Below are 26,634 nucleotides of genomic sequence, written 5' to 3' on the forward strand. Positions count from 1 at the left end.
GCCGCCGCCGGCAGCCACGGCGCAGCGGACACCGACGACGCGGGTGTCGCCCGGCGGAACGCAGACCGCCGGCGGCACCCGCGCCGCATGCGCGCCACCGGCCGCACCCCGCCATCGACGGGACGCAAGACCACAGGCAACCGAACACCTGCGGGACATCCATCCCACGAACGGGTGGTCCCGGCGCAACGGGTGGATACCCGCCGTACCGGACCAGTAACTTAGGGCGGCCTAAGACCCGGTGCCCGTGCACCCAACTCCCGTTGAAGAAGAGCCCCTTGATGCCAGTCGCCCCTGCCGGCACCGCCCTTGCAGGCGGCACCGACGGCCCCCGCGCACTCCGCCCCCTCCTTGACATCGTCCTCGACGCCCTCACCACCGGCGCCCAGGACCGTTCCGGCCCCCTCCCGCCCGGCGGCCCCGACGCCGTCGCGCGCACCGTCCGCGACGCCTGCCTCCCCCTCCTCCCCGAGCAGGGCGCCGGCCCGCACGCCGCCCTGCGCACCCTCGTCCACACCCTCGCCGCCGGTGCCGCCGACCCCGCGGACCCGCACTGCGCCGCCCACCTGCACTGCCCCCCGCTGGCCCTGGCCACCGCCGCCGACCTCGCCGCCGGCGCCCTCAACCCCTCGATGGACTCCTGGGACCAGGCCCCCGCCGCCTCCGAACTCGAAGTCCTCACCGCCCGCGCGCTCGCCGGCCTCGTCTACCCCGCGGCCACCGCACCCGACGCCCTGGTCACCACCGGCGGCACCGAATCCAACCAACTCGCCGTCCTCCTGGCCCGCGAGGCACCCCGCCCCCCGCACCCCACCGACCCCCTACGGATCGTCTGCGGCGCCAACGCCCACCACAGCATCCACCGCGCCGCCTGGCTCCTCGGGCTCCCCGAACCCGTCACCCTCCCCACCCCCGACGGCACCCTCGACCCCGCCACCGTCCACACCTGCCTCGCCGAACTCACCGGACGCACCGGGCCGATCCTCCTCACCGCCACCGCCGGCACCACCGACGCCGGCACCATCGACCCCCTCCCGGCCCTCGCCGACCTCGCCGACCAGCACGGCGCCCGCTTCCACGTCGACGCCTCCTACGGCGGCCCGCTCCTCTTCAGCGACACCCACCGCAGCGCCCTCACCGGCCTCACCCGTGCCCACACCGTCACCCTCGACCTGCACAAACTCGGCTGGCAACCGGTCGCAGCGGGCCTCCTCGCGGTCCCCGCCCCGGCCACCCTCACCCCCCTCGCCCACCAGGCCGACTACCTCAACGCCGACGACGACACCGAAGCCGGCCTCCCCGACCTCCTCGGCCGCTCGCTGCGCACCACCCGCCGCCCCGACATCCTCAAGATCGCCGTCACCCTCAAGGCCCTGGGCCGCCAGGGCCTCGGCGACCTCGTCGACCGCACCCTGGCCGCCGCCCGCACCTTCGCCGACCTCGTCGACGCCCACCCCCGCTACGAACTCCACTCCCAGCCCACCCTCACCACCGTCCTCTTCCGCCCCATCGGAGCCGACGACACCGCCCTCGCCGCCATCCGCCGCTCCCTGCTCATCGAAGGCCACGCCGTCCTCGGCCGCGCGACCACCCCCACCGGCCTCTGGCTCAAAGCCACCCTCCTCAACCCCCACACCCAACCCGGAGACCTCACCCACCTCCTCAAGCTCGTGGAAGGCCACACCCCGCGATGAACACCCCACCGCACACCGAGCCCGGCACCGCCACCGACACCCCCGGCCCCGACGAGCCCCTCGACCTCGTCGGCATCGGCATCGGCCCGTTCAACCTCTCCCTCGCCGCCCTCGCCCACCCGCTGACCGAGCTCCGCACCGCCTTCTACGACCAGCACCCCGCCTTCCACTGGCACCCCGGCCTCCTCATCGACGGCGCCACCCTCCAAGTCCCCTTCCTCGCCGACCTCGTCACCCTCGCCGACCCCGCCAGCCCCTGGACCTTCCTCAACTACCTCAAGACCCGCGAACGCCTCTTCCCCTTCTACTTCGCCGAGCGCTTCCACATCCACCGCGCCGAATACGACGCCTACTGCCGCTGGGTCAGCGAGAACCTCCCCTCCCTCCACTTCGGCCACCAGATCGACGCCGTCCGCTGGAACCACGAACGCAGCCTCTTCGAAGTCGACTTCACCCAACTCGACGCCGACGGCGAAGCCGAAGCCCTCGGCCGCACCTACGCCCGCAACCTCGTCCTCGGCATCGGCACCGCCCCCCACATCCCCGTCCCGCTGCGCCCGCTCGCCGAGGCCCCCACCGTCCCCGTCATCCACGCCGCCGACTACCTCGACCACCGCGACCGGCTCCTCGCCGCCGACCACCTCACCGTCATCGGCGCCGGCCAGTCAGGCGCGGAGATCTTCCTCGACCAACTGCGCGCCCGCCCCGCCGGCCGCGAGAACCTCCACTGGCTCGCCCGCACCCCGGCCTTCGCGCCCATGGAGTACAGCAAGCTCGGCCTGGAGCACTTCACCCCCGACTACACCCGCTACTTCCACGCCCTGCCCGAACGCGTCCGCGACGAGCTCCTCCCCGCCCAATGGCAGCTCTACAAGGGCATCGACCACGACACCCTCGCCGCCCTCCACGACGAGCTCTACCGCCGCACCCTCGACGGCGGCTGGCCCAACGCCGTCCTCACCCCCGGCGTCCAGGTCCGCACCGCCGGCCGGGTCGGCACCACCAAGGTCGAGCTCCACCTCGAACACGCCCAACAGGGCAGCCGTTCCCGCCTCACCACCGACGCCGTCGTCCTCGCCACCGGCTACCGCGAACGCCGCCTCGACACCCTCCTCGCCGCCCTCGACCCCTACCTCCGCCGCGACGCCTCCGAGCGCCCCCGCATCGACGAGCACCACCGCCTCGTCCTCGACCCCGCCATCACCGGCTCCCTCTACGTCCAAAACGCCGAACGCCACACCCACGGCGTCGGCACCCCCGACCTCGGCCTCGCCGCCTGGCGCAGCGCCACCATCCTCAACTCCCTCACGAACACACCCACTTACTCCCTCCCCACCCGCACCTCCTTCACCACCTTCGGCCTCAGCCACCCCCCGACCCGCCGCACCGGCACCGTCCCCCGCCAGGGCTCCACGCTCGTCCCCCGCCACTGAACGCCACCGCCCCTCCCACCCCGGGACCGGGGGAGAGGGGCGGCCCACCGGCACCGCGGCGCACGGCCCGCGGACCGCGCGCACACCCGCCCCGCGCCTAGAACACCGGCACCCCGTCCCGCGTCAGCCTCCACTCCACCGAAGCGAACGCCGCCGGATCGATCACCCCGCTCGCCTCCACCCACGCGATGATCAGATTCCGGATCTCCTCCGACGTCGACCACACCTGCTCGGCCGACGCCACGTGCGGGAAGCCGCCACCACCACTCGCCCGGTAGTTGTTCACCGCCAACACGAACCGCGCCGCATCCGCCACCGGCTTCCCGTCGAACGTCAGCTTCCCGATCCGCTGACCCGCCGGCTTCGCGATGTCGATCTCGTACCCGACCCCGCGCACCGCGTCGTAGTTGTAGTCCGGCGTCCCGTCCGCATTGGTGATCCGCGCCGCATCCACCGGACCGCCCGGCGCCGTCTGCACGTAGTACCGCGCCGAGAACTCCAGGTACTCGCGCAACTGCTTCCCCGTCAACACCCGTGCCTCCAGGGTGTTGTCGAACGGATACAGCGCCGCCATCGACCGGATCGACACCTCCCCCGCCGGCACGTTCGCCGTCCGCGAGAAGCACGACGCCTGCGACACCACCGGCAGCCCCACGTGCGCCGACCCGGCGAGCGCCTTGCGCACCGCCTCCGCCTGCACGAACGCGATGAAGTCCAGCACCGGCGCGTCCTTCACCGGCGCCTCGGCCGCCGACATCGCGACCGTCGACTTCCCGATCACCCGGTTCACGTACGTCACGACCTTGGCGTGCGCCGACCGCAGCATCTGCGTGATCCGCGGATCCTCCGCCACCGCGTTGGTATTGAGCACCTTCGACGCCACCGACGCCACCGCCCAACGCCCCCGACGCCACTCCACCTCCACGTCGAAGCACGTCAGCCGCTGCCCCCACTTCAACGGCTCCGACAGCACCACCTCCCGGCCCGTCGCCTTGTTCACCACTCGCCGCTCCGGGATCTCCACATGCGCGTGCCCCACCAGGATCGCGTCGATCCCCGGCACCTGCTCCGCCACCAATACCGCCGCGTTCTCCACGTACGGCAACTGGTCCCCGTACGACGACGTGCCGCTGGTCCCCGAATGCGCCGCCACGACCACCACGTCGGCACCCATCGACCGCAGCTTGGGCACCCACTTCGCGGCCTGCTCCACCAGCCCCGGGAACGCCAGCTTCCCCTGCACGTTCGCCTTGTCCCAGATCGCGATGCCCGGATTCGTCAGCCCCAGCACCGCCACCCGCACGTCCCGGCCGCGCGCCGTCCGCATCCGCTTGATGACATACGGCCGGAACGCCGGCCGCAGCGTCTTCGCGTCCACCGCATTCGCCCCCAACAGCGGAAAGCGGCAACTCTCCTCGAACTTCCGCAACACCGGAATCCCGTAATTGAATTCGTGATTCCCCAGCGCCGCCGCGTCGTAGCCGATCGCATTCATCGCCCGCGCCATCGGATGCACCGGACCGCGCGGACCCGTGATCGGATCCACCTTCGCGTAGTAGTACGCCAACTGCGTGCCCTGGATGGTGTCGCCCGCATCGATCAGCAGGGTGTTCTCCCGCCCCTTCGCGCGGCGGACGTCGTGCACCAGCGTGGAGATCTTCGCCAGGCCGACGTCGTTGTGGTCCTTGTCGTCGAACTCCGCGTCGGTGGCGTAGTCCCAGTTGAAGACGTTCCCGTGCAGGTCCGTCGTCCCCATCACCGTGAACGCGTAGCGGTCCCGCCCGCCGCCCGGACCGTGCGCACCGCCCCCGCCGGCCGTCCCGACCGGCGCCGCGGCGGCAGCCGGCGCGCCCGCCCCCGCGAGCACCACCCCCGCCCCCGTCACCACGGAACCACCCAGGAACTTCCTCCGGTCGAACGTCATCGCAACTCCCAGAAAGAACACGGTGCCTGACAGCCCGCGGTGCACGCCCGGCACCGCACGGCAAGCCCGGACGCAACGACCCGGGCAACGCGCGTAGATTCTGGCGCAGCCGCCCCCGGCGCAACACCCCCCACAGGTTGCGATCCGATGACCAACCGCACCCCGCCCCCACTGTGCAACCCTGCAACTCCAGACCCCCGACCCCCGCACCAGAAGGGCACCCACCCCCATGACCGACGACTTCACCACCCCCACCACCCCCACCAACCCGGCCCTGCCCTACGGCACCCCCGACGCCCCCCGTCTCGCCGTCCGTGGCGAAGCCCGCCTCGAAGTCGACCCCGAAACCGCCCGCATCACCGTCACCGTCACCGCCCGCGGCACCGACCGCAAAACCGCCCTCACCGACCTCACCCGCCGCAACGAACACGCCCTCACCCTCATCAAGAGCTACGGCGACGCCGTCGAGAAACTGGAAACCGGCAGCTTCACCCTCACCCCCCAACTCACCGACAAGGGCCGCCACGAACGCATCCGCGCCTACCAGGGCCGCGTCACCGTCACCGCCACCCTCAACGACTTCACCGCCCTCGGCGAACTCGCCACCCGCCTCGCCGACCTCGAACTCACCCGCGTCGACGGCCCCTGGTGGGCCCTCCGCCCCGACTCGCCCGCCCACCGCAGCGCCCGCACCCAGGCCGTCCACGAAGCCGTCCAACGCGCCCGCGAATACGCCGAAGCCCTCGGCGCCCACCTCGACGCCGTCCTCGAAATCGCCGACCTCGGCGCCGAAGGCCACCCGCAGCAACAGGGCTACGGCTTCGCGGCCCCCGGCGGCGCCCGCGGCGCCGGCCTCGACGCCACCCCCGCCCTCGACCTCGAACCCCAGCGCCAGACCGTCTACGCCAGCGTCAACGCACGCTTCACCATGACCCGTCCCGCACTGTGAGACCACCCCGCGCGAAGCCGTAATTCTGCTCATCGGAGCGGCTGAGCGCCCATTCCATTACTTGTCAACAGCCTTTCACCAAGCGGTCGTTGAGCAGTCATGTCCCCACAGTTCCCTACCGCCGGGTAAGTCATAGGGTCGAAACATGCGCCGAGCAAAGATCGTCTGCACACTAGGACCCGCCACCGACTCGTACGAGCAGATCAAAGCCCTCGTCGACGCCGGAATGGACATCGCCCGCTTCAACCTCAGCCACGGCACCTACGCCGACCACGAAGCGCGGTTCGACCGGGTCCGCAAAGCATCCGAAGAATCCCACCGCAGCGTCGGAATCCTCGCCGACCTTCAAGGCCCGAAGATCCGCCTGGGCCGATTCCGCGAAGGTCCCGTACTCCTTGAACGCGACGACGTCTTCACCATCACCGTCGAGGACGGCATCGAGGGCGACCGGCACACCTGCGGCACCACCTACCCCGGCCTCGCCGGCGACGTCACCCCCGGCGAGCGGATCCTCGTCGACGACGGCAAGGTCACCCTCGAAGTGACCGCCGTCGAAGGACCCCGCGTCCACACCAAGGTCATCGAAGGCGGCATGGTCTCCGACCACAAGGGGCTCAACCTCCCCGGCGTGGCCGTCTCCGTCCCCGCCCTCTCGGAGAAGGACCAGGACGACCTCCGCTGGGCCCTGCGCTACGGCGCCGACGTCATCGCCCTCTCCTTCGTCCGCAGCGGCCGCGACATCCAGGACGTCCACCGCATCATGCGCGAGGAGAACCGCTTCCTCCCCGTCATCGCCAAGGTCGAGAAGCCCCAGGCCGTCGAGAACATCGACGACATCGTCGCCGCCTTCGACGGCATCATGGTCGCCCGCGGCGACCTCGGCGTCGAAATGCCCCTGGAAACGGTCCCGATCGTCCAGAAGCGCGCCGTCAAACTCGCCCGACGCAACGCCAAGCCGGTCATCGTCGCCACCCAGATGCTCGACTCGATGATCGACAACTCCCGCCCCACGAGGGCCGAAGCGAGCGACGTGGCCAACGCGATCATCGACGGCACCGACGCCGTGATGCTCTCCGGCGAGACCAGTGTCGGCAAGTACCCCACCGAGACGGTCCGCACCATGAGCCGCATCGTCGAGGCCGCCGAGGAGGACATCCTCGCCAAGGGGCTCCCGCCGCTGACCGAACGCAGCAAGCCGCGCACCCAGGGCGGCGCCGTCGCCCGCGCCGCCGCCGAGATGGGCGACTTCCTCGGCGCGAAGTTCCTCGTCGCCTTCACCCAGTCCGGCGACACCGTCCGCCGCCTCTCCCGCTACCGCTCGCCCATCCCCCTCCTCGCCTTCACCCCCGACCCCGCCACCCGCTCCCAGCTCAACCTCACCTGGGGCGTGGAGACCTTCCTCGGTCCCACCGTCAACTCCACCGACGAGATGGTCGCCCAGGTCGACGAGCAGCTGCTGAAGATCGGGCGCTGCAAGAAGGGCGACGTCGTCATCATCACCGCCGGCTCCCCGCCCGGCGTCCCGGGCTCCACCAACCTCGTCCGCGTCCACCACATCGGCGAGGACGACATCCACCCGGCGCGGTAACCGTCCCGCCGCACACCCCGCACCACCGCACCACCGCACCACGAAGAGCTGGGCCGAGGTACCTGACTGCCGTCCCTGTCAGTACTTCGGCCCGATGTGTTGGTCCATGAGGGCCACGGAGTCGCGCTTGGCGACGGAGACGGTCTTCGCCGCGCGGGACTGACGGGTGTGCTTCCAGGCGACTCCGGTCCTGTCCAGGGCGTCGGTGTAGAGCCGCAATATGTCGGTGGACGTATTGGTGAAGAAGTACCTCGGGTACTCGTAGCGTTTGCGCTCGCCGCGGACCGTCCGCGTCGTCCAGTTGGTGATGCGGCATCCGTCAGAGTGGACGAGCCCTCGGATGAACTCCCAGGGATGGTCGTGAACGATTCCCTGCTGCCACCCTTCGAGGACGATCGGCCGCTCGTGCTTCTTGCCGGGGCCGTGCTGAGGAAACATGCACGGTAAGTGCTTGGAGTAGACCTTCACGTTGTGGCAGCCCTGCTTGCGCACCCGGCACACCGAGTTGTCCGGGAAGACCGTCCGCAGTGCGGTCTCGCAGTCGTCCATGAGCCCGGGCCAGTTGTCGGCGCACGTGATCATGAGGCTCGGCACGCGGTGCCCCGAGTACTGGATGATGTGGCCGTCGCCGAGGTAGAGCGCCAGGAGGTAGGAGTAGGCCGCTCCGTCGACCTCGCGGCCGTCACAGCGAGGGCACGACGGGTCATGGCGCCCTGGGCACTCGCCGCGTTTGGCGCGGTCCATATGTCGCCAATAGCCGATGGTGCCGAGAGGGACGTCCAGGGCGCGGGCGACGTCTGCGTTGCTCGCCCCCGCGCGGAGCTCGGCGACTGCCTGCTGGCGTACGTGTGTGTCGTGGAATCGCATACCGTCACTGTGCGTGACGGGGGCGTGCGGAAGGAATGATTCAGAGAGAACTTCACGAGAAGGTGAAATTCCGCTCGGTCTGTGAGTGCCGGGTGCGGGATTCGAACCCGCAAGCCCTTTCGGGCAGATGTGTTTGAGACATCCGTGTATGCCATTCCACCAACCCGGCCGGCGGCACGAGACACCATACCGTGTGAGTAACGCCGACCGCCTCTAGGTAGGCTGCAATGGCACCACCTGCCTGGAACGAGGAGTCCCCTTGAGCGCCGCCGAGCCCCAGCAGCCCGTCGCCGATGACGACCAGTCGCACGTCCCGCCGCTGACCACGCGCGTCGTGATCGCCGAGGACGAGGCGCTGATCCGCCTCGACCTCAAGGAGATGCTGGAGGAAGAGGGCTACTCCGTCGTCGGTGAAGCCGGAGACGGTCAGACGGCCGTGGAACTGGCCCGGGAGCACCGCCCCGATCTGGTGATCCTGGATGTGAAGATGCCGGTCCTGGACGGCATCTCGGCGGCCGAGAAGATCGCCGAGGAGAGCATCGCGCCGGTCCTGATGCTGACCGCCTTCTCGCAGCGCGAGCTGGTGGAGCGGGCCCGGGACGCCGGGGCCATGGCGTACCTGGTCAAGCCGTTCAGCAAGAGCGACGTCGTGCCGGCCATCGAGATGGCGGTGTCGCGGTTCACCGAGCTGCGGGCGCTGGAGAAGGAGGTCGTCGACCTCACCCAGCGGCTGGAGACGCGGAAGCTGGTGGACCGGGCGAAGAGCATCCTCCAGACCCAGTACGGGCTGACGGAGCCGGCCGCGTTCCGGTGGATCCAGAAGACGTCGATGGACCGTCGGCTGTCGATGCAGCAGGTGGCCGAGGCGGTCATCCAGGACGCGGCGGAGCGCCAGCAGTCCAAGGAGCAGCCGAAGGAGCAGGACAAGGGCGAGTAGGCCCGGTTCGGTTCGTCGGTCGCCGGCGGTGTCCTCAGGGACGCCGCCGGCGATTTCGCGTGTGCGGGGCCGTGACGGCCGGCGCCGGGGCGCCGGCCGGTTGGCCGGTATCCGACGTCAGGCGCGGTACATGCCGGGGTCGGCGTCGCGCAGCAGGCAGGTCAGGCGGGCACTGCAGACCCGCTTGCCGGCTTCGTCGGTGAGGGTGACCTCGTAGGTGGTGGTGGACCGGCCGCGGTGCACGGGCGTGGCCACACCGGTGATCAGTCCCGAGCGGACGCCGCGGTGGTGGGTGCAGTTGAGGTCGACGCCGACGGCCGCCTTGGTCGGGCCGCCGTGCAACATCGCGCCCACCGAGCCGAGGGTCTCGGCCAGCACCGCGGAGGCGCCGCCGTGCAGCAGCCCGTAGGGCTGGGTGTTGCCCTCGACGGGCATGGTGCCGACGACGCGCTCGGGGCCGGCCTCGGTGACCCGGATGCTCATCCGCTCGCCCAGGTGTCCGGCGGAGAACAGGGCGGGCAGGTCGACCCCGATGCCGGCCCACTGGTCGAGGATCTCCTGCGGGAACGTGGTCGTGCTCTGCTCACCCATGGACTGCTCCGTTTCGCTCGCCCTCGAACGTGCCCTTGATCGTCGCGGATCTGGGCCCGTTCCTATCAGGTCTTCGGGCGGGTGCCCGTGGCGGGGTGCCCGTTGGCGGCCGGGGCCGCGTGCCGTCCCCGGCGCTCAGCCCTCCCGTGCGGCCTCCAGCCGGACGACCACCGACTTCGAGGCCGGGGTGTTGCTGGTGTCCGCGGTGTGGTCCAGCGGGACCAGGACGTTGGTCTCCGGGTAGTAGGCGGCCGCGCAGCCGCGGGCGGTGGGGTAGTACACCACCCGGAAGCCGGGGGCGCGCCGTTCGCTGCCGTCGGTCCACTCGCTGATCAGGTCGGCGTAGGCGCCGTCGGCGAAGCCCAGTCGGTCGGCGTCGTCGGGGTTGACGAGGACGACCCGGCGGCCGTTCTTGATGCCGCGGTAGCGGTCGTCGAGGCCGTAGATGGTGGTGTTGTACTGGTCGTGCGAGCGCAGCGTCTGCAGGAGCAGCCGGCCTTCGGGGGCGGTGGGGAACTCCACGGGGGCGGCGGTGAAGTTGGCCTTCCCGGTGGCGGTGGGGAAGCTGCGGCTGTCCCGGGGGGCGTGCGGCAGGGCGAAGCCTCCGGGGTGGGCGACCTTGGCGTTGAAGTCCTCGAAGCCGGGGATGACGCGGGCGATCCGGTCGCGGATCGTGGCGTAGTCCTGCTCGAAGTCCTCCCAGGGGGTGCTGCTGCTGTCGCCCAGGACGCGGCGGGCGAGGCGGGCGGCGATGGCCGGCTCGGAGAGCAGTCGGGGGCCGGCGGGCTCCAGGCGGCCGCGGGAGGCGTGCACCATGCCCATGGAGTCCTCGACGGTCACGAACTGGTCGCCGCTCGCCTGGCGGTCGCGTTCGGTGCGGCCCAGGGTCGGCAGGATCAGGGCGCGGGCGCCGGTCACCGCGTGGGAGCGGTTGAGCTTGGTGGAGACGTGCACGGTGAGGCGGGCGCGGCGGACGGCGGCCTCGGTGACGTCCGTGTCGGGGGTGGCGGAGACGAAGTTGCCGCCCATGGCGAAGAAGACCTTGGCGTGTCCGTCGCGCAGGGCGCGGATGGCGCGGACGACGTCGTAGCCGTGCTCGCGGGGCGGGGCGAAGCCGAACTCCTCCTCCAGGGCGTCGAGGAAGGCCGGGGCGGGCCGTTCGAAGATGCCCATGGTGCGGTCGCCCTGGACGTTGCTGTGGCCCCGTACGGGGCAGACGCCGGCTCCGGGACGGCCGATGTTGCCGCGCAGCAGGAGGAAGTTGACGACTTCCTGGATGGTGGGGACGGAGTGCTTGTGCTGGGTCAGGCCCATCGCCCAGCACACGATGGTGCGTTCGGAGGCGAGGACCATGGCGAGGGCGCGCTCGATCTCGTCGTGGGTGAGGCCGGTGGCGCGCAGCGTGTCGTCGGCGTCCTCGCCGGCGCGGGCCAGGGTCGCGAACTCCTCGAAGCCGTGGGTGTGTTCGCGCAGGAAGTCCTCGTCGAGGGCGCCGTCCGTCTCCAGGATGCGCCGGTTGAGGGCGCGGAAGAGGGCCTGGTCGCCGCCGAGCCGTACCTGGAGGAAGAGGTCGGTCAGGGCGGTGCCGCCGCCGGCCAGGCCGCGCGGGGTCTGGGGGTTCTTGAACCGCTCCAGGCCGGCCTCGGGCAGCGGGTTGATCGAGATGATCTTGGCGCCGCCGGCCTTGGCCTTCTCCAGCGCGCTGAGCATCCGCGGGTGGTTGGTGCCCGGGTTCTGGCCGGCGACGATGATCAGGTCGGCCTTGTACAGGTCCTCCAGCAGGACGCTTCCCTTGCCGACGCCGAGGGTGTCGGTCAGTGCCGAGCCCGAGGACTCGTGGCACATGTTGGAGCAGTCGGGGAGGTTGTTGGTGCCGAACTCGCGGGCGAAGAGCTGGTAGAGGAAGGCGGCTTCGTTGCTGGTCCGGCCGGAGGTGTAGAAGACGGCCTCGTCGGGGGAGTCGAGGGCGGTGAGCTCCTCGGCGATGAGGTCGAAGGCGCGCTCCCACGTGACCGGCTCGTAGCGCTCGGCGCCCTCGGGGAGGTACATGGGGTGGGTGAGGCGGCCCTGCTGGCCGAGCCAGTAGCCGCTGCGGGTGGCGAGGTCCGCGACCGGGTGGGCGGCGAAGAAGTCGGGGGTGACCCGCCGCAGGGTGGCTTCCTCGGCGACGGCCTTGGCGCCGTTCTCACAGAATTCGGCGGCGTGCCGCTTGTCGCCCTCGGGCCAGGCGCAGCCGGGGCAGTCGAAGCCGTTCTTCTGGTTGACCCGCAGCAGGGTGAGGGCGGTGCGGCGCACGCCCATCTGCTGCTGGGAGATCTTCAGCGCGTGGGTGATGGCCGGGATGCCGACCGCCGAGTGCTGGGGCGCGCTGACCTCGGGCGCGTCCTGGACCGGGTCCGAAGCGGGCGGCTTGCCTGCCATGGCGCTCTCCCTGGGGTCGTGTGCCGGGGGCCGCCGGGTCGCGGCGGATCGTTGCCGTACACATCTGGTTCGTGGGCCTCCGATCCTGTCATGGACGGGCCGGGGCGAGTAAGGGGACCGGGCGGCGGTGGGCGCGGCGCGGCAAGGGGCCCTGGGCGCTCTGCGGGGCGGTCCGTCGGCCCGGCGGATCCCGCCGCGGCGGGGATTGTCAGTGGACCGTGGCAGGATCGGGGGCGTGGCAGGAAAGGCAGCGAAGATGAGCGAAGCGACCGGCACCGAGGCGGCGGGCAGCCGTCCACGCCTGCTCCTGATGGACGGGCATTCCATGGCGTACCGGGCGTTCTTCGCCCTGCCCGTGGAGAATTTCACCACCGCGACCGGGCAACCGACCAACGCGATCTACGGCTTCGCGTCGATGCTCGCGAACACCCTGCGTGACGAGGCGCCCACGCACTTCGCGGTGGCGTTCGACGTCTCGCGCAAGACCTGGCGCTCCGAGGAGTTCCCCGAGTACAAGGCGAACCGCTCCAAGACGCCCGACGAGTTCAAGGGCCAGGTCGAGCTGATCGGCGAGCTCCTCGACGCGATGCACGTCAAGCGCTTCGCGGTGGACGGCTTCGAGGCCGACGACGTGATCGCCACGCTGGCCACCCAGGCCACCGCCCAGGGCTTCGAGGTCGCCATCGTCACCGGCGACCGCGACTCCTTCCAGCTGGTCTCCGAGGACGTCACGGTCCTCTATCCGACCAAGGGCGTCTCCGAGCTGACGCGCTTCACCCCGGAGAAGGTCGCCGAGAAGTACGGCCTGACCCCCGCCCAGTACCCGGACTTCGCGGCCCTGCGTGGCGACCCGTCGGACAACCTCCCGGGCATCCCGGGCGTCGGCGAGAAGACCGCCACGAAGTGGATCAACCAGTTCGGTTCGTTCGCCGAGCTGGTGGCGCGCGTCGACGAGGTCAAGGGCAAGGCCGGGCAGAACCTCCGCGACCACCTGGAGTCGGTCAAGCTCAACCGCCGGCTGACCGAGATGGTCCGCGACGTCGAGCTGTCCTGCGGCCCGGCCGAGCTGACCCGCGCGCCCTACGACCGCGAGGCCCTCAAGGTCTTCCTCAACGCCCTGGAGATCCGCAACCAGGGCCTGCGGGACCGCCTCCTGGCCGTGGACCCGGGCGCCGCCGAGAGCGCCGAGCCGGTCGAGCCGGCCGCCGGCGTCGAGGTGGACGGCACGGTCCTCGGCACCGGCCAGCTCGCCCCGTGGCTGGCCGAGCACGGCACCGGACCGCTGGGCGTGGCCACCGTCGACGTGTGGACGCTGGGCAGCGGCAGCGTCGCCGAGGTGGCGCTGGCCACCGGGCACGGCCCGGCCGCCTGGTTCGACCCGTCCCAGCTGGACGAGGCCGACGAGCGGGCCTTCGCCGCCTGGAGTGCCGATGCGGCCCGCCCCAAGGTGATGCACAACGCCAAGGGCCTGATGCGGGTCTTCGGCGAGCACGGCTGGCGCATCGACGGCGTCGCCATGGACACCGCACTCGCCGCCTACCTGGTCACGCCCGGCCGCCGCTCCTTCGCGCTGGACGCCCTCTCCATCGAGTACCTCGGTCGCGACCTCGCCCCGGCCGCCGCCGGCGACGGGCAGTTGGCGTTCGGCGCGGACGAGCAGGCCGAGGCGGAGGCCCTGATGGCGCAGGCCCGCACGGTCCTGGACCTCGGGACGGCCTTCGGCGCGAAGCTGGCCGAGGTCGGCGCCACCGACCTGCTGCGCGACGTCGAGCTGCCCACCAGTGAGCTGCTCGCCCGGATGGAGCGGGCCGGCATCGCCGCCGACCGCGGCTGGCTGGAGCGCATGGAGCAGCAGTTCGCGGGCGCCGTGCAGCAGGCCGTCAAGGAGGCGCACGCCGCCGCCGGCCACGAGTTCAACCTCGGCTCGCCCAAGCAGCTCCAGGAGGTCCTCTTCGGCGAGTTGGCCCTGCCCAAGACCAAGAAGACCAAGACCGGCTACACCACCGACGCCGACGCACTGGCCTGGCTGGCCGGCCAGACGGACAACGAACTCCCGGTGATCATGCTCCGGCACCGGGAGCAGGCCAAGCTGCGCACCACGGTCGAGGGCCTGATCAAGACCATCGCCGCGGACGGCCGGATCCACACCACCTTCAACCAGACCGTCGCCGCCACCGGCCGCCTGTCCTCCACCGACCCCAACCTGCAGAACATCCCGGTGCGGACGGACGAGGGTCGGGCGATCCGCCGCGGCTTCGTCGTCGGCGAGGGCTTCGAGTCGCTGCTGACCGCCGACTACAGCCAGATCGAGCTGCGGGTGATGGCGCACCTCTCCGAGGACGAGGGCCTGATCGAGGCGTTCACCTCCGGCGAGGACCTCCACACCACCGTCGCCTCGCAGGTCTTCTCGGTCGACAAGACCGCGGTCGACCCGGAGATGCGCCGCAAGATCAAGGCGATGTCGTACGGCCTGGCCTACGGGCTCTCCGCGTTCGGGCTCTCCCAGCAGCTGGGCATCCAGCCCGACGAGGCCCGCAAGCTGATGGACACCTTCTTCGAGCGGTTCGGCGGGGTGCGCGAGTACCTCCAGCGGGTCGTCGAGGAGGCCCGCGCCACCGGCTACACCGAGACGATCCTGGGCCGCCGCCGCTACCTGCCCGACCTCAACAGCGACAACCGCCAGCGTCGCGAGATGGCCGAGCGGATGGCGCTGAACGCCCCGATCCAGGGCACCGCAGCCGACATCGTCAAGATCGCGATGCTGCGGGTCGACGTCGCGCTGCGCGCGGCGGAGCTGTCCTCCCGGATGCTGCTCCAGGTCCACGACGAAATCGTGGTCGAGGTGGCTCCCGGCGAGCGCGCCGCGGTCGAGGAGCTGGTCCGCAGGGAGATGGCCGCCGCCGTCGAACTCCGCGCCCCGCTCGACGTCTCGGTCGGCTCCGGCGAGGACTGGGAGTCGGCGGCGCACTGACCGGCGCCCGGGGCGTACGGTGCCCGCGCCGTACGCTCCGTCCCGGGCCGCCGCGTCAGGCGGCCCCGGCGCCCGCCGGACGCCCGGGCGCGGTCCCGTCCGCCGCGGCGCCGCGTAGCCGGGCCCTGCGGTCCACCAGCCGGAACGCCGCCGCACAGGCCAGCAGCCCTGGTACGAGCCCGGCGCCCGCCCCGAAGAGCAGGTCCGGCAGATAGTCGAACCACCCCACCGCCGCCCCGTGGACGGCGTACGCCCGCTCCGTGCGGTAGCCGGCGCCCAGCAGTACTCCCAGGACGACCGGGGCGGCGAGCAACAGCCGCAGTCGCAGCGACAGTTCGGGAGCCGCGCGCCCCGCGCCGCCCTTGCCCGCCGCGGGGCGCCGCCGCAGCGCCGTCCACAGGAACCACCCGATCCCCACCAGCGCCAGCGCCGAGGTCCCGTACTGCACATGCATGGCCAGCGGACGGTCGCCCACCACCGTGTTGAGCGCGGGAACCAGCCGGGTGCCCCAGCTGCCGGGATGGGTGAACGCGTCCCACACCACGTGGGACGCCGAGCCGAGCACCGCCGACACCGCGAACCACCCCACCAGCGCCGCCCGTTCGCGCAGCGTCCGCCGCCGCACCCCGCCCCGGACGAACGCCCCGAGCCGCTCCCGCCCGCCCGGCGGCAACAGCGCCAGCAGCGGCGCGCGCACCAGCAGCCAGCCGCCGACCAACACCGCGGTGAGCAGCACGTCCACCGTCACCACACCGACCGGGGCGTGGGTGACCGCGCCGAACGCCATACCACCCGGTACCACGGTGCCGGCGTAGTACGTCACGTCCGGTGCGAACGAGCCGGCGACCAGCGCCGAGGTGATCAGGGGACCGCGCGCCGCGCCGGTTCGACGGACGAGCGGCAGGACCGCGGCGGCATGGCTCAGGGTGAACGGCATCTGCCTCTCCTCGATCGATTCGGTTCATTATGTGGCCGATGGGAGTAGTGGCTGTGAGGCCCGAGTTGCCGTAGTGTCGCCGCAGTTGAGGCGCTGGGGAGCGCCCTGCGGCGGCACGCACGAAGAGCCGGGAAACCGGCGCCGCGCGCGGCAGTCGAGACGGAGGGGATACCAGGTATGGCAGCCACATTCCGGCGGCGGCTTCACAGGGGAGCGGCCTCGACGGCGGTGGCAGCGGCGGCGCTGGCCGCGCTGACCGCCTCCCAGGCGCCCGGTGCCGCGGACCGCCCGGCCGGTCGCGCCGACCGCAGCCCCGCGCCGCCCGCGGGCACCCCCATCGACGGCGGCTCGTCGTTCTTCACCGACGCGCCACCCCGTAAGACCCCCACCCCACCACACAGTTCCGGCCAGCCCGGGGGCACCGGCACTCCCGTGCACGGGCCGTCCCAGGCCGGCATTCCGGCCACCGTCCTGGCCGCCTACAAGAAGGCCGAGGCCGACCTCCGCGCCTCCGCCCCCGGCTGCCGACTGCCCTGGCAACTGCTCGCCGGCATCGGCGAGGTGGAGTCCGGCCACGCCCGGGGCGGCGCCGTCGACGCAGCGGGCACCACGCTCCAGCCGATCCTCGGCCCCCAGCTCGACGGCAACGGCTTCGCCCTGATACCCGACACCGACCACGGTCGCTACGACGGTGACACCACCCACGACCGGGCCGTCGGGCCGATGCAGTTCATCCCCTCCACCTGGTCCCAAGGGGGCCCGGGCGGCACGGGCTGGGGCGCCGACGGCAACGGCGACGGCGTCAAGGACCCCAACAACGTCTTCGACGCAACCCTCGCCGCCGGCCGCTACCTCTGCGCCAACGGCCGCGACCTGTCGGTCCAGGCCGACCTGGACCGAGCCGTCCTCGGCTACAACAACTCCCGCGAGTACCTGCAACTGGTGCTGTCCTGGTACGGCTTCTACCAGAAGGGCACCTTCGAGGTCCCGGACGGCAAGGGCCCGCTGCCCGCACACCGTGGCGGCGGCACCACCCACGCCGGTGGCGGCACGGCGAAGGGCGACCGCGGCGGCGCGAAGGACGCCCCGACCGCCCCGGGCGGCACGGCCGGCCGGACGAAGCCCGACGAGCCGGCCGTCCCGGGCGGTCCGTCCGCACCCCACGGCTCCACCGGCCCCACCCACGGCGACGACACCGGCACCCCCGCGCCCGCCCCGAAGCCGGCCCCGGACCCGAAGCCGACGCCCACCCCGAAGCCGCCCACGAAGCCCGCCCCGCTCACCGCCCTCGAGGCCGTCGCCGACAAGGACGGCAAGGCCCTCACCGCCACCGTGGGCACCGACTTCGCCACCGCGCCCCGGATCCGCGCCAAGGACGCCGACGGCAAGCCGATGGTCGGCGCGAAGATCCGCTTCGCCCTCGCCGGCGCCCTCCCGCGGGGTCTCGGCTTCGTTCGGGCCGGTGGTGCCCCCCTCCCCGGCGGCACCACCGAGGTCACCGTGACCACCGACAAGGACGGCCTGGCCACCGCCCCGACGCTGCGCGCCGGTGACACGGCCGGCCCGTTCACCGTCCGCGCCACCGCCGTCGACCGCACCGTGCGCCCCGTCGACTTTGCCGGCACTGTCACCGCCAAGCCCGCGCCGAAGGCCGACGCGCTCGCCCGGACCTCCGACGAGGCGCTCACCACCGCGGCCGGCGGGGCGTACGCCGACGATGCCGTCCGGATCAAGGCCACCTACCGGGGCAAGGCCGCGGCCGGGGCCGCGGTCACCGCGACGCTGATCACCGACGACCCGAAGAAGCCGGTGGAGAACGACCGCGGCCCCTACTTCAAGGACCCCAAGGCCACCGGCGCCGACAAGGACAAGCCGGTCCGCACCCTCACCGGCCTCACCACCGACGCGGACGGCCTGCTCACCCTCCCGAAGATCTACACCGACGCCCACGCCGGCACCTTCCGGCTCCGGCTGACCACCGCGGACGGTGCCGTGTTGACCGTCACCCTCACCGTCACGGCACCGGCCGCCGCCTCCTGACGGACCGGCCCGACCGCACCACCACCACCACCGCCGCCACCGCCGCCGCGCCCGTTCACCGGGCGGGGCGGCGGTGGCGGTGAAACGTGTTCTCATCTCGACCGCCCGTTGCTACCGTGCCCCCGCCCTGACGCTGCATCAGTTCAGTTCTCCGGGAGGACGGCCATGCGCGCCCTGATAGCAGCCGCGGTCGGCCTGGCCGCGGCGCTCGCCCTCATCTTCACCGTCACCGCGATCGGCGCCCCCGAGGGCCGCACCTCCCCCAAACCGCTGTTGACCACCGTCCCTGCACACCCCTGAGGGAGGGCCGCCACCACCATGCGCCGAACCCCGCCCGGCAAAGGGGCGCACCCGTCAAAGCCGCCGAGAGGGATGCGCCGCACCGCGAGCCTCGTCCTGCTCGGCCTCGCCGCCTTCTTCACCGCCCTGTCCCCGCTGATGCGGTGGTACGCCTTCCCCCGCCTCGCCAAGATCCCGCCCAGCCAGTACCAGGACATGGTGCTGGAGGCCCGGCCCGCCACCCTCCTCGACTACGGCACCATGAAGGCCCGACAGGTTCCCAAGGTCACCATCGTGCAGACCCTCAAGGGCGACGTCGCCGAGGCCCACCGGATCGAACGCGGCACCGGCCGCGACGTCGTGGTCTGGAACGCGCTCTCCTACGTGGCCGGCCCCGACGGCAAGATGGTCTCCGAGATCCCCGAGCGCTACATCTTCGACGCGCACTCCCAGGATCCGGTCCACGCCGCCGGCGAGATGGTCGACGGCGACCCCGTGCGGCGTTCCGGCATCGAGTACAAGTGGCCGTTCCTCACCGAGAAGCGCGACTACTCCTACTTCGACCCGCAGACCCGCACCTCCGCCCCCATCCACTACAAGGGGACCCGGACCTTCCACGGCCTGGAGGTCTACTACTTCGAGCAGACCATCCCCTGGACCAAGGTCCCACTCCCCAAGAAGATGCCGGTCAAGGGCATCACCCCGCAGGCCGTCGAGAAGATGGGCACCACCCGCTGGTACTCCACCACGCGGATGTTCTGGGTCGACCCGGTCACCGGAGCCCCGGTCAACGGCGAGGAGATCCACAAGGAGGAGCTGCGCGGCGGCCAACTGCTGCCCGGCGGCGGCAAGGTCACCGCCTTCGCCGGTCACGTCAAGATGCGCGCCGACTACGTCGACTCCACGCTGGCCCTCGTCACGTCCCAACGCACCCTCGTCCTGCTGCTCACCAGCTACCTCCCCTGGGGCTTCCTGGGCCTCGGCGCGATCCTCCTCGCCCTCAGCCTGTACCTGGAGTCCCGCGGTCGACGGCCCCGCCCCGACCCCGCGCCACCGGCGACCGAGGGCGTTGTCAGTGGTGCGCCGTAGCGTGGAGACATGACGCCGACGAACCGACCGCACCGCCCCCGAACGCCGTGCCGCGCACGGGAGTTGACGCGCCCCGCGGCCCTGGGAGGGCGCGCCGCGCGAGACCGTCCGCCGCGCAGCGGGACCGCCCCGCCCGGCGGGCCGTCACCCCCGCCGCAGCCGCGCCGAGGTGTGCCGGGTCGCCTCGGCCGTCGACGGGTCCTCCGGCCAGGGGTGCTTGGGGTAGCGGCCGCGCAACTCCGCCCGGACGGACCGGTAACCGTCTCGCCAGAAGGAGGCCAGGTCCGCAGTGACCGCCGCCGCCCGACCGGCAGGGGAGAGCAGGTGTACCAACACCGGCACCCGCCCGCCCGCCACCCGCGGCGACTCCCGCAGTCCGAACAACTCCTGCAACTTGACGGCCAGTACGGGCTGCTCGCCCTCGTAGTCCACGCGGACCCGGGACCCGCTCGGCACCTCGATCCGCTCCGGCGCCAGCTCCTCGAAGCGCACCGCCTCCCCGGTCGCCCACGGCAGCAGCCGGGGCAGCGCCTGGCCCGCGTCCACCCGTCCCAGGTCGGCCCGCCGCCGCGCCCGCCCCAACTCCGGCCCCAACCAGTCCTCGACGCGCTCCAGCAGTGCCGCGTCCGACACGTCCGGCCACGGCGCGCCCAACTCCCGGTGCAGGAAGGCCATCCGCTGCCGCACCGCGGTCGCCCCGGCCGTCCACCGCAGCAGCCCGAGCCCCTCCCGCCGCAGGCCGTCGACGACCGCGTCCCGCAACAGCGCCGGATCCGGCGCGGTCAGCGGCCGGGCCGTCAACTCGATCGCGCCCAGCCGGGACACCCGCCGGGCCACCACCTCCCCGTCCGCCCAGTGCACTTCCTCCCCGGCGGCGTACAGCGCCCCCGCCGCGCTGCGGGCGGTCTCCTCGTCGATCACCGCCGCGAGCCGGATCCGCGCGGCCGCCGCGGTGACCGGCCGGTCCGCCACCGCGACCGCCAGCCACGGCGCGTCCCGCAGCCGCGACCCGTCCCCGTCCCGGCCCTCGGCCAGATCGGCGCCGGTCCCGGACGCCATCAGATAGCCTCCGGCGCCGCGCGCCCGGGCCACCCGCTCGGGGAAGGCCAGCGCCGCGATCAGCCCCGCCACGGCGTCGTCGGACCCGGTGCCCCCGGCGGCCGGCTGCGGACGCCCGCCGTCCTCCCGCGCGGGAGGACCGTCCGTCGTCGCGAGCCGCCGCGCCTCCTGCCGCCAGCGCGCCGCGTAGGCGTCGCCGCCCCGGCGCGCGGTGCGCCACGCGGCGGCCAAGTCGTCCCCGTAGGACCGCGGCGGTTCCTCGCTGAGCAGCGCCACCACCTCCGCCGCGCGCCGTGTGCCGACCTCGGCCCCGCCGTCCACCAGGGCGCGGGCCAACCGCGGGTGCAGCCCGAGCCGCGCCATCCGCACGCCCCGTCCGGTCGACCGGCCCGCGCCGTCCACCGCGCCGATCGCCGCCAGCACCTCCTGGGCCGCGGCCAGCGCCCCGCCCGGCGGCGCGTCGAGCAGCGCCAGCCCGCTCGCCGTCGGATCGCCCCAACAGGCCACCTGGAGGGCGAACGCCGTCAGGTCGGCGACCTTGATCTCGGGGTCCGGGAAGCGCGGCAGCCGCCCGTCCTCCGCCTCGGCCCAGCAGCGGTAGACCACCCCGGGCCCCTGCCGCCCGGCCCGTCCGGCCCGCTGCCGCCCGGCCGCCCGCGAGGCCCGTACGGTCGCCAGCGCGCTGAGCCCGCGCGCGTGGTCCCGCCGCGGCACCCGGGCCAGCCCGCTGTCCACCACGGTCCGGACCCCCGGCACGGTCAGGCTCGACTCCGCCACGGAGGTCGCCAGCACCACCCGACGCACCCCCTCCCCACCGGCCAGCACCGCGTCCTGCACCTCGGCCGGCGCCCGCCCGTGCACCTGCAGCACCTCGGCGTCCACCCCGGCCAGCTGCCCCGCGACCCGCGCGATCTCCCCGACGCCGGGCAGGAAGCACAGCACGTCACCGGTCTGCTCGCGCAGCGCCCGCCGCACCACGGCGGCGACGTGCGCCAGCAGCGCCGGATCCACCCGCATCCCGTGCGCCGGCGCGACCGGCCGCTCCGGCGGCGCCCACACGACGTCCACCGGGTACGAGACCCCGTCAGCCGCTATCACGGGAGCCGGCTCCCCGTCGCCGCCCAGCAGCCGCGCCCATCCCTGGGCGTCGGTCGTCGCGGAGGCGGCCAGCAGCTGCAACTCCGGACGCAGCGTCGCCCGGACGTCGAGGAGGAAGGCCGCACAGGTGTCGGCGTCCAGATGCCGCTCGTGACACTCGTCCAACACCACGACGTCCACCCCGGCCAGCTCCGGATCGCGCTGCAGCCGTTGCAGCAGCACCCCGGTGGTCACCACTTCCACCGCCGTGCGGGGCCCGACCCGCCGCTCCCCGCGCACCGTGAAACCGACGCGGTCGCCCACCCGCTCGCCCAGCAGCCACGCCATCCGCCGGGCCGCGGCACGGGCCGCGATCCGGCGCGGCTCGGCGACGAGGACCCGCCGCCGCGGCCCCGCACCGGTCAGCCCCGCGAGCTCCAGCGGCACCAGGGTCGTCTTGCCGGTGCCGGGCGGCGCGCACAGCACCGCGGCACCGGCGGTGTCGAGGGCGCTGCGCAGCGCGGGCAGCGCACTGCGGACGGGCAGCTGGGCGAGGGCGGCACCGGGCGTGCCCGCGGCCGGAGAAGGGGGGAGGCTCACCGCTCCAGTCTGCCGCCCGGCCGGACCGCGCCGGCCGCCCGCCCCACCGCGCTCCGCCCCGGGCCCTACGCCCCGTCCGCCGTGCAGACGAAGATCGCCGTCCCCGGAATCAGGTGCCCGCGCAGCGGCGACCAGCCGCCCCACTCCTGGGCGTTCCAGTCCGGCCACTCCGGTTCGACGAGGTCCACCAGCCGGAAGCCGGCGGCCACCACGTCCCGCACCCGGTCACCGACCGTGCGGTGGTGCTCCACGTACACCGCCCGCCCGTCGTCGCCCTGCTCGACGTAGGGCGTGCGGTCGAAGTAGGAGGCCGCCACCGACAGGCCCTCCGGCCCCGGCTCGTCGGGGAACGCCCAGCGGATCGGATGGGTCACCGAGAACACGAACCGCCCGCCCGGCCGCAGCACCCGCCGGACCTCGCGCAGCACCCGCACCGGATCGGCGACGAAGGGCAGCGCCCCGTAGGCGGAGCACGCCAGGTCGAAGCTGCCGTCGTGGAACGGCAGCGCGCCCGCGTCCGCCTGCACGAGGTCGAGCGGGCCGCCACCGGTGTCGTCGCCGGCGATCCGCAGTGCGTGCTGGAGCTGCCGGTGGGAGAGGTCCAGCGCCACCGGCAGTGCGCCCTGCGCCGCCAACCAGCGCGAGCACTGCGCCGCCCCGGCGCCGATCTCCAGGACCCGCCGGCCCTTCAGCTCCGCGGCCGGCCCCAGCAGCGCGGCGTCCGCTTCGTCGAGCCCCTCCGGGCCCCACACGAAACGGTCGTCCCCGAGGAAGCCGCCGTGTTCCCGTTGGTAGTCGTCCGCATTGCGGTCCCACCAGCCTCGGCTGGCCCGGCTGCTCTCGGCGTCCGAGGCGTCACGGCGGGTCGCCTCCGGCTCGTCGTCCTTCGCGTATTGGCTCATCGCGCCCGTCGTCGTAGTCTTCGCTGTGCTTGTCGCAGCGGGGGACTGGGAGGTCGTACGACCTCGCGGAACATCGCGTGCGCCGGTTATGGGGCGCTCTGTCCCCGGTGTGCGCCTTTCGCGCATTGACCCTGTCCGGCTGCCCCCGTATGCTACAAGTTGCGCTGCGGGCCTGCGTGCCTCGGACGGAGTAGGCCGCGCTTGCATCTGTATGAATGTCCCCTCGGTTTTGAGGCGTTTCGGGTTGCTCCGGTTTGCGGGGCCTCCGGAGGATGCGCCTTAGACGCTGTCCGGTCTGATGCAGAGGCGATACGGGCTCTCGGCGTAGCAGTACCTACGACTTCAATGTCCGTACCGGAGCCCTTTCCCACATGACGAGCAGCACCGAGACCACCGCCACCACCCCGCAGGTTGCGGTCAACGACATCGGTAACGAGGAAGCTTTCCTCGCCGCGATCGACGAGACGATCAAGTACTTCAACGACGGCGACATCGTCGACGGCGTCATCGTGAAGGTCGACCGGGACGAGGTCCTGCTCGACATCGGTTACAAGACCGAAGGCGTCATCCCGAGCCGTGAGCTCTCGATCAAGCACGACGTCGACCCCAACGAGGTCGTCGCCGTCGGTGACGAGATCGAGGCCCTCGTCCTCCAGAAGGAGGACAAGGAAGGCCGCCTGATCCTCTCGAAGAAGCGCGCCCAGTACGAGCGTGCCTGGGGCACCATCGAGAAGATCAAGGAAGAGGACGGGATCGTCACCGGTACCGTCATCGAGGTCGTCAAGGGTGGTCTCATCCTCGACATCGGCCTCCGCGGCTTCCTCCCGGCCTCCCTGGTCGAGATGCGCCGTGTCCGCGACCTTCAGCCCTACGTGGGCAAGGAGCTCGAGGCCAAGATCATCGAGCTGGACAAGAACCGCAACAACGTGGTCCTGTCCCGCCGCGCCTGGCTGGAGCAGACCCAGAGCGAGGTCCGTCAGACCTTCCTCACCACCCTCCAGAAGGGTCAGGTGCGCTCCGGCGTCGTCTCCTCCATCGTCAACTTCGGTGCCTTCGTGGACCTGGGTGGCGTCGACGGTCTCGTCCACGTCTCCGAGCTGTCCTGGAAGCACATCGACCACCCCTCCGAGGTCGTCGAGGTCGGCCAGGAGGTCACGGTCGAGGTCCTGGACGTCGACATGGACCGCGAGCGCGTCTCCCTGTCGCTCAAGGCGACCCAGGAAGACCCGTGGCAGCAGTTCGCCCGCACCCACCAGATCGGCCAGGTCGTGCCCGGCAAGGTCACGAAGCTGGTGCCGTTCGGTGCGTTCGTCCGCGTGGACGAGGGCATCGAGGGTCTGGTCCACATCTCCGAGCTGGCCGAGCGCCACGTGGAGATCCCGGAGCAGGTCGTCCAGGTCAACGACGAGATCTTCGTCAAGGTCATCGACATCGACCTCGAGCGTCGTCGCATCAGCCTCTCGCTGAAGCAGGCCAACGAGTCCTTCGGTGCCGACCCGTCGGCGGTCGAGTTCGACCCGACCCTGTACGGCATGGCCGCGTCCTACGACGACCAGGGCAACTACATCTACCCCGAGGGCTTCGACCCCGAGACCAACGACTGGCTCGAGGGCTACGAGACGCAGCGCGAGGCCTGGGAGAACCAGTACGCCGAGGCGCAGCAGCGCTTCGAGCAGCACCAGGCCCAGGTCATCAAGTCCCGCGAGGCCGACGAGCAGGCTGCGGCCGAGGGCGCTGCCGCTCCGGCGGCCGGCGGCCAGGGCGGCGGCGGCAACGTCTCCGGTGGCTCGTACTCCTCGGAGTCGGCGGACAACTCCGGCGCCCTGGCGTCGGACGAGGCCCTCGCCGCGCTCCGCGAGAAGCTGGCCGGCGGCCAGAGCTGAACGGTTCCGACCGTCAGCGCTAGCCGGTTGAGGTAGCTGAAGACGCGAGGCCCGCTCCCTTCGGGGGCGGGCCTTCGTCATGCCGTGGGGGCGGCGGCGTTGCGCCGCGGCGCTCGTCAGCCGACGGGGATTCCGGGGTTGGCGGTGGCCCGGCCGCCGGTGATCGTGTTGTCGCCCGCGATGGTGACCGGGCAGTCGGCCGCGCGGTAGTTGGTGATGTTGAAGCCGTATCGGCCCGAGCCGGTGGCGCCGCTCAGATCGGACCGGTTGCCGCGGAAGACCGCGCCGCATCCCCAGCCCGGTTGTGGGGAGTGGGTCTCGTAGCCGTTGTTCGTGGTGTGGATGCCGGTGTTGTCCTGGACGAGGACCCCGTTGCCCTTGATGTCGACCCAGGAGTCGTCGAAGTTGGCGCCGGTCAGTCCGCTGCCGTCGAAGGTGTTCCCGATGAGCTTGGCACCGGTCGTGCCCTCCTTCACGTCGACGTTCTCGCCGCCGATGCCCGGGCCGATGGTGTTGTGCAGGACCTGCACGTTGTCGCTCTTGTCGTCCGTGCCGCCCGCACTGCCCACGTAGACGCCCTCGCCCATCCCCCGACCGTCCTTGCCGGTGTCACGGATGGTGGAGTTCCGGATGATTCCGTCCTTGCTGGACGAGCGGAAGTGCACGCCCTCCATGGCCAGGTCGTGGACGGTGACGGCGTCGATCACCACGCCGTTCGCGGCGTCCATCACGATGCCCTTCTGGCCGCCGGTGACCGTGAGCCCCTTCACGGTCCAGTGCGAGGCCCCGTCCAGGTGGAGTCCGTAGCCGCCGCTCGCCGTGAGCACGGCCTTCGACGAGCCGGTGAGCGTGATCCGGGAGGCGGCGTCGCCGGCCGTGGCGGCCGCGAAGTTGCCGCGGTAGGCGCCGTCGGCGAGTTGGATGGTGTCTCCGGGGCGGGCGGCGGCCAGCGCGCTCTTGAGCTGTGCGGCGGTCGAGACGTCGACCACGCGGGCGGGGGAGGGGGCCGAGGAGACGGTGCCGCGGGGGTGGGCGGGCGCGCCCTGGGCGGTGGTGGCGGCGCCGGTGGCGGCCAGGAGCGCGGCGGTGGCAAGGGCGGCGAGGGGGCCGGTGCGCATGCAACTGCCTTTCCGTATATGAACGTTGGGCGGCAATGTGAATCACTGGAGCGGTGGTGAAGCTAGAGGTCCGGACCAAGGGGCGTCAAGGGGTCGCGCCGGGATGCGCAGGTTGGGGGCCGGAGACGGGGTGGGGTTCAGTGATGTGAACGGGTGGTGTTGAGTGGAAGCGCGGGGCTGAGCGCCGGGCGGGGGGCTTGGTGGCGTGGCTGGGGGCGTCGGGCCGGACCGCACGTTCGGAACCGGAGAGCGGAAGGCCGGGGTGGGAATGCCCG

18 protein-coding genes and 1 tRNA gene are annotated in these 26,634 nt (G+C 72.3%); 10 read left to right on the forward strand and 9 right to left on the reverse strand.

The features are described 5' to 3' along the window. The first annotated feature begins 281 nt into the window (after positions 1-281). Both ACLJT4_RS03910 and ACLJT4_RS03915 read left to right on the forward strand, forming a co-directional pair. Positions 282-1,694 (forward strand): pyridoxal phosphate-dependent decarboxylase family protein, encoded by a 1,413-nt coding sequence (locus ACLJT4_RS03910; RefSeq protein WP_233658172.1) that lies wholly within the window; start codon positions 282-284, stop codon positions 1,692-1,694. Continuing rightward, positions 1,691-3,127 carry a lysine N(6)-hydroxylase/L-ornithine N(5)-oxygenase family protein gene (locus ACLJT4_RS03915; protein WP_411120976.1) on the forward strand — a complete coding sequence of 479 codons (1,437 nt, stop codon included), beginning with the start codon at positions 1,691-1,693 and terminating at the stop codon, positions 3,125-3,127. Before ACLJT4_RS03910 ends, ACLJT4_RS03915 begins: the two co-directional genes overlap by 4 nt. Positions 3,128-3,224: 97 nt before the next feature. Here the strand turns inward: ACLJT4_RS03915 and ACLJT4_RS03920 are convergent, their stop codons facing one another. Beyond that, positions 3,225-5,051 (reverse strand): bifunctional metallophosphatase/5'-nucleotidase, encoded by a 1,827-nt coding sequence (locus ACLJT4_RS03920; RefSeq protein WP_411120977.1) that lies wholly within the window; start codon positions 5,049-5,051, stop codon positions 3,225-3,227. Positions 5,052-5,280: 229 nt separating this feature from the next. On the opposite strand from ACLJT4_RS03920, the gene ACLJT4_RS03925 reads away from it, so the two are divergent. Then, on the forward strand, positions 5,281-6,000 hold the full coding sequence (locus ACLJT4_RS03925) for an SIMPL domain-containing protein (protein WP_411120978.1): 720 nt from the start codon (positions 5,281-5,283) through the stop codon (positions 5,998-6,000). Positions 6,001-6,145: 145 nt separating this feature from the next. Beyond that, a complete protein-coding gene (gene pyk / locus ACLJT4_RS03930) occupies positions 6,146-7,588 on the forward strand; it encodes a pyruvate kinase (protein ID WP_411120979.1) in 1,443 nt (480 codons plus the stop codon). Between the two features lie 78 nt (positions 7,589-7,666). On the opposite strand, the gene ACLJT4_RS03935 is transcribed toward pyk, so the two are convergent. Continuing rightward, on the reverse strand, positions 7,667-8,455 hold the full coding sequence (locus ACLJT4_RS03935; protein ID WP_411120980.1) for a helix-turn-helix domain-containing protein: 789 nt from the start codon (positions 8,453-8,455) through the stop codon (positions 7,667-7,669). 86 nt (positions 8,456-8,541) lie between these two features. Next, positions 8,542-8,624, reverse strand: a tRNA-Leu gene (locus ACLJT4_RS03940). A 90-nt stretch (positions 8,625-8,714) separates the two neighbouring features. Between ACLJT4_RS03940 and ACLJT4_RS03945 the strand changes: the two genes are divergently transcribed. After that, the gene (locus ACLJT4_RS03945; protein WP_411120981.1) at positions 8,715-9,392 is read left to right on the forward strand and encodes an ANTAR domain-containing response regulator; all 678 of its coding nucleotides are present in this window, start codon (positions 8,715-8,717) and stop codon (positions 9,390-9,392) included. A gap of 117 nt (positions 9,393-9,509) precedes the next feature. On the opposite strand, the gene ACLJT4_RS03950 is transcribed toward ACLJT4_RS03945, so the two are convergent. After that, positions 9,510-9,983, reverse strand: a complete 474-nt coding sequence (locus ACLJT4_RS03950) for a PaaI family thioesterase (protein ID WP_016571173.1) — start codon at positions 9,981-9,983, stop codon at positions 9,510-9,512. 135 nt (positions 9,984-10,118) lie between these two features. Then, positions 10,119-12,404 carry an FdhF/YdeP family oxidoreductase gene (locus ACLJT4_RS03955; protein WP_411120982.1) on the reverse strand — a complete coding sequence of 762 codons (2,286 nt, stop codon included), beginning with the start codon at positions 12,402-12,404 and terminating at the stop codon, positions 10,119-10,121. Positions 12,405-12,660: 256 nt separating this feature from the next. Here ACLJT4_RS03955 and polA point away from each other — a divergent pair, with 256 nt between their 5' ends. Further along, complete coding sequence (gene polA / locus ACLJT4_RS03960; protein ID WP_411120983.1) at positions 12,661-15,375, forward strand: DNA polymerase I; 2,715 nt, start codon at positions 12,661-12,663, stop codon at positions 15,373-15,375. A gap of 55 nt (positions 15,376-15,430) precedes the next feature. On the opposite strand, the gene ACLJT4_RS03965 is transcribed toward polA, so the two are convergent. Further along, positions 15,431-16,312 carry a DUF4184 family protein gene (locus tag ACLJT4_RS03965; RefSeq protein ID WP_411120984.1) on the reverse strand — a complete coding sequence of 294 codons (882 nt, stop codon included), beginning with the start codon at positions 16,310-16,312 and terminating at the stop codon, positions 15,431-15,433. 177 nt (positions 16,313-16,489) lie between these two features. Between ACLJT4_RS03965 and ACLJT4_RS03970 the strand changes: the two genes are divergently transcribed. The 3 genes from ACLJT4_RS03970 to ACLJT4_RS03980 all read left to right on the forward strand — a co-directional run bounded on the left by ACLJT4_RS03970 (position 16,490) and on the right by ACLJT4_RS03980 (position 19,720). Continuing rightward, on the forward strand, positions 16,490-18,352 hold the full coding sequence (locus tag ACLJT4_RS03970) for a lytic transglycosylase domain-containing protein (RefSeq protein WP_411120985.1): 1,863 nt from the start codon (positions 16,490-16,492) through the stop codon (positions 18,350-18,352). A 165-nt stretch (positions 18,353-18,517) separates the two neighbouring features. Further along, complete coding sequence (locus ACLJT4_RS03975; protein ID WP_103377210.1) at positions 18,518-18,652, forward strand: SPW_0924 family protein; 135 nt, start codon at positions 18,518-18,520, stop codon at positions 18,650-18,652. Positions 18,653-18,724: 72 nt separating this feature from the next. Further along, positions 18,725-19,720: a DUF3068 domain-containing protein gene (locus tag ACLJT4_RS03980; RefSeq protein ID WP_411120986.1), complete on the forward strand. Its 996-nt coding sequence runs from the start codon at positions 18,725-18,727 to the stop codon at positions 19,718-19,720. Between the two features lie 144 nt (positions 19,721-19,864). Here the strand turns inward: ACLJT4_RS03980 and hrpB are convergent, their stop codons facing one another. Both hrpB and ACLJT4_RS03990 read right to left on the reverse strand, forming a co-directional pair. Further along, positions 19,865-22,456: an ATP-dependent helicase HrpB gene (gene hrpB, locus ACLJT4_RS03985; RefSeq protein WP_411120987.1), complete on the reverse strand. Its 2,592-nt coding sequence runs from the start codon at positions 22,454-22,456 to the stop codon at positions 19,865-19,867. A gap of 65 nt (positions 22,457-22,521) precedes the next feature. Further along, positions 22,522-23,358, reverse strand: coding sequence for a methyltransferase domain-containing protein (locus ACLJT4_RS03990; RefSeq protein WP_411120988.1), 837 nt, complete (start codon positions 23,356-23,358; stop codon positions 22,522-22,524). Positions 23,359-23,729: 371 nt separating this feature from the next. Here ACLJT4_RS03990 and rpsA point away from each other — a divergent pair, with 371 nt between their 5' ends. Continuing rightward, the gene (rpsA, locus tag ACLJT4_RS03995) at positions 23,730-25,241 is read left to right on the forward strand and encodes a 30S ribosomal protein S1 (protein ID WP_016575406.1); all 1,512 of its coding nucleotides are present in this window, start codon (positions 23,730-23,732) and stop codon (positions 25,239-25,241) included. Between the two features lie 116 nt (positions 25,242-25,357). On the opposite strand, the gene ACLJT4_RS04000 is transcribed toward rpsA, so the two are convergent. Then, positions 25,358-26,359: a right-handed parallel beta-helix repeat-containing protein gene (locus ACLJT4_RS04000; protein WP_411120989.1), complete on the reverse strand. Its 1,002-nt coding sequence runs from the start codon at positions 26,357-26,359 to the stop codon at positions 25,358-25,360. Positions 26,360-26,634: the final 275 nt, after the last annotated feature.

It is taken from the genome of Streptomyces sp. x-19 (assembly GCF_046549115.1).
In the GTDB taxonomy this organism is placed as follows: Bacteria; Actinomycetota; Actinomycetes; order Streptomycetales; family Streptomycetaceae; genus Streptomyces; species Streptomyces albulus_C.

What these genes read in the sequence shown, in the direction of transcription:
- ACLJT4_RS03910 (WP_233658172.1), top strand. Translation starts at nt 282, where the DNA reads ATGCCAGTCGCCCCTGCCGGCACCGCCCTTGCAGGCGGCACCGACGGC.
- ACLJT4_RS03915 (WP_411120976.1), top strand. Translation starts at nt 1,691, where the DNA reads ATGAACACCCCACCGCACACCGAGCCCGGCACCGCCACCGACACCCCC.
- ACLJT4_RS03920 (WP_411120977.1), bottom strand. Translation starts at nt 5,051, where the DNA reads ATGACGTTCGACCGGAGGAAGTTCCTGGGTGGTTCCGTGGTGACGGGG.
- ACLJT4_RS03925 (WP_411120978.1), top strand. Translation starts at nt 5,281, where the DNA reads ATGACCGACGACTTCACCACCCCCACCACCCCCACCAACCCGGCCCTG.
- pyk (WP_411120979.1), top strand. Translation starts at nt 6,146, where the DNA reads ATGCGCCGAGCAAAGATCGTCTGCACACTAGGACCCGCCACCGACTCG.
- ACLJT4_RS03935 (WP_411120980.1), bottom strand. Translation starts at nt 8,455, where the DNA reads ATGCGATTCCACGACACACACGTACGCCAGCAGGCAGTCGCCGAGCTC.
- ACLJT4_RS03950 (WP_016571173.1), bottom strand. Translation starts at nt 9,983, where the DNA reads ATGGGTGAGCAGAGCACGACCACGTTCCCGCAGGAGATCCTCGACCAG.
- ACLJT4_RS03955 (WP_411120982.1), bottom strand. Translation starts at nt 12,404, where the DNA reads ATGGCAGGCAAGCCGCCCGCTTCGGACCCGGTCCAGGACGCGCCCGAG.
- polA (WP_411120983.1), top strand. Translation starts at nt 12,661, where the DNA reads ATGAGCGAAGCGACCGGCACCGAGGCGGCGGGCAGCCGTCCACGCCTG.
- ACLJT4_RS03965 (WP_411120984.1), bottom strand. Translation starts at nt 16,312, where the DNA reads ATGCCGTTCACCCTGAGCCATGCCGCCGCGGTCCTGCCGCTCGTCCGT.
- ACLJT4_RS03970 (WP_411120985.1), top strand. Translation starts at nt 16,490, where the DNA reads ATGGCAGCCACATTCCGGCGGCGGCTTCACAGGGGAGCGGCCTCGACG.
- ACLJT4_RS03975 (WP_103377210.1), top strand. Translation starts at nt 18,518, where the DNA reads ATGCGCGCCCTGATAGCAGCCGCGGTCGGCCTGGCCGCGGCGCTCGCC.
- ACLJT4_RS03980 (WP_411120986.1), top strand. Translation starts at nt 18,725, where the DNA reads ATGCGCCGCACCGCGAGCCTCGTCCTGCTCGGCCTCGCCGCCTTCTTC.
- ACLJT4_RS03990 (WP_411120988.1), bottom strand. Translation starts at nt 23,358, where the DNA reads ATGAGCCAATACGCGAAGGACGACGAGCCGGAGGCGACCCGCCGTGAC.
- rpsA (WP_016575406.1), top strand. Translation starts at nt 23,730, where the DNA reads ATGACGAGCAGCACCGAGACCACCGCCACCACCCCGCAGGTTGCGGTC.
- ACLJT4_RS04000 (WP_411120989.1), bottom strand. Translation starts at nt 26,359, where the DNA reads ATGCGCACCGGCCCCCTCGCCGCCCTTGCCACCGCCGCGCTCCTGGCC.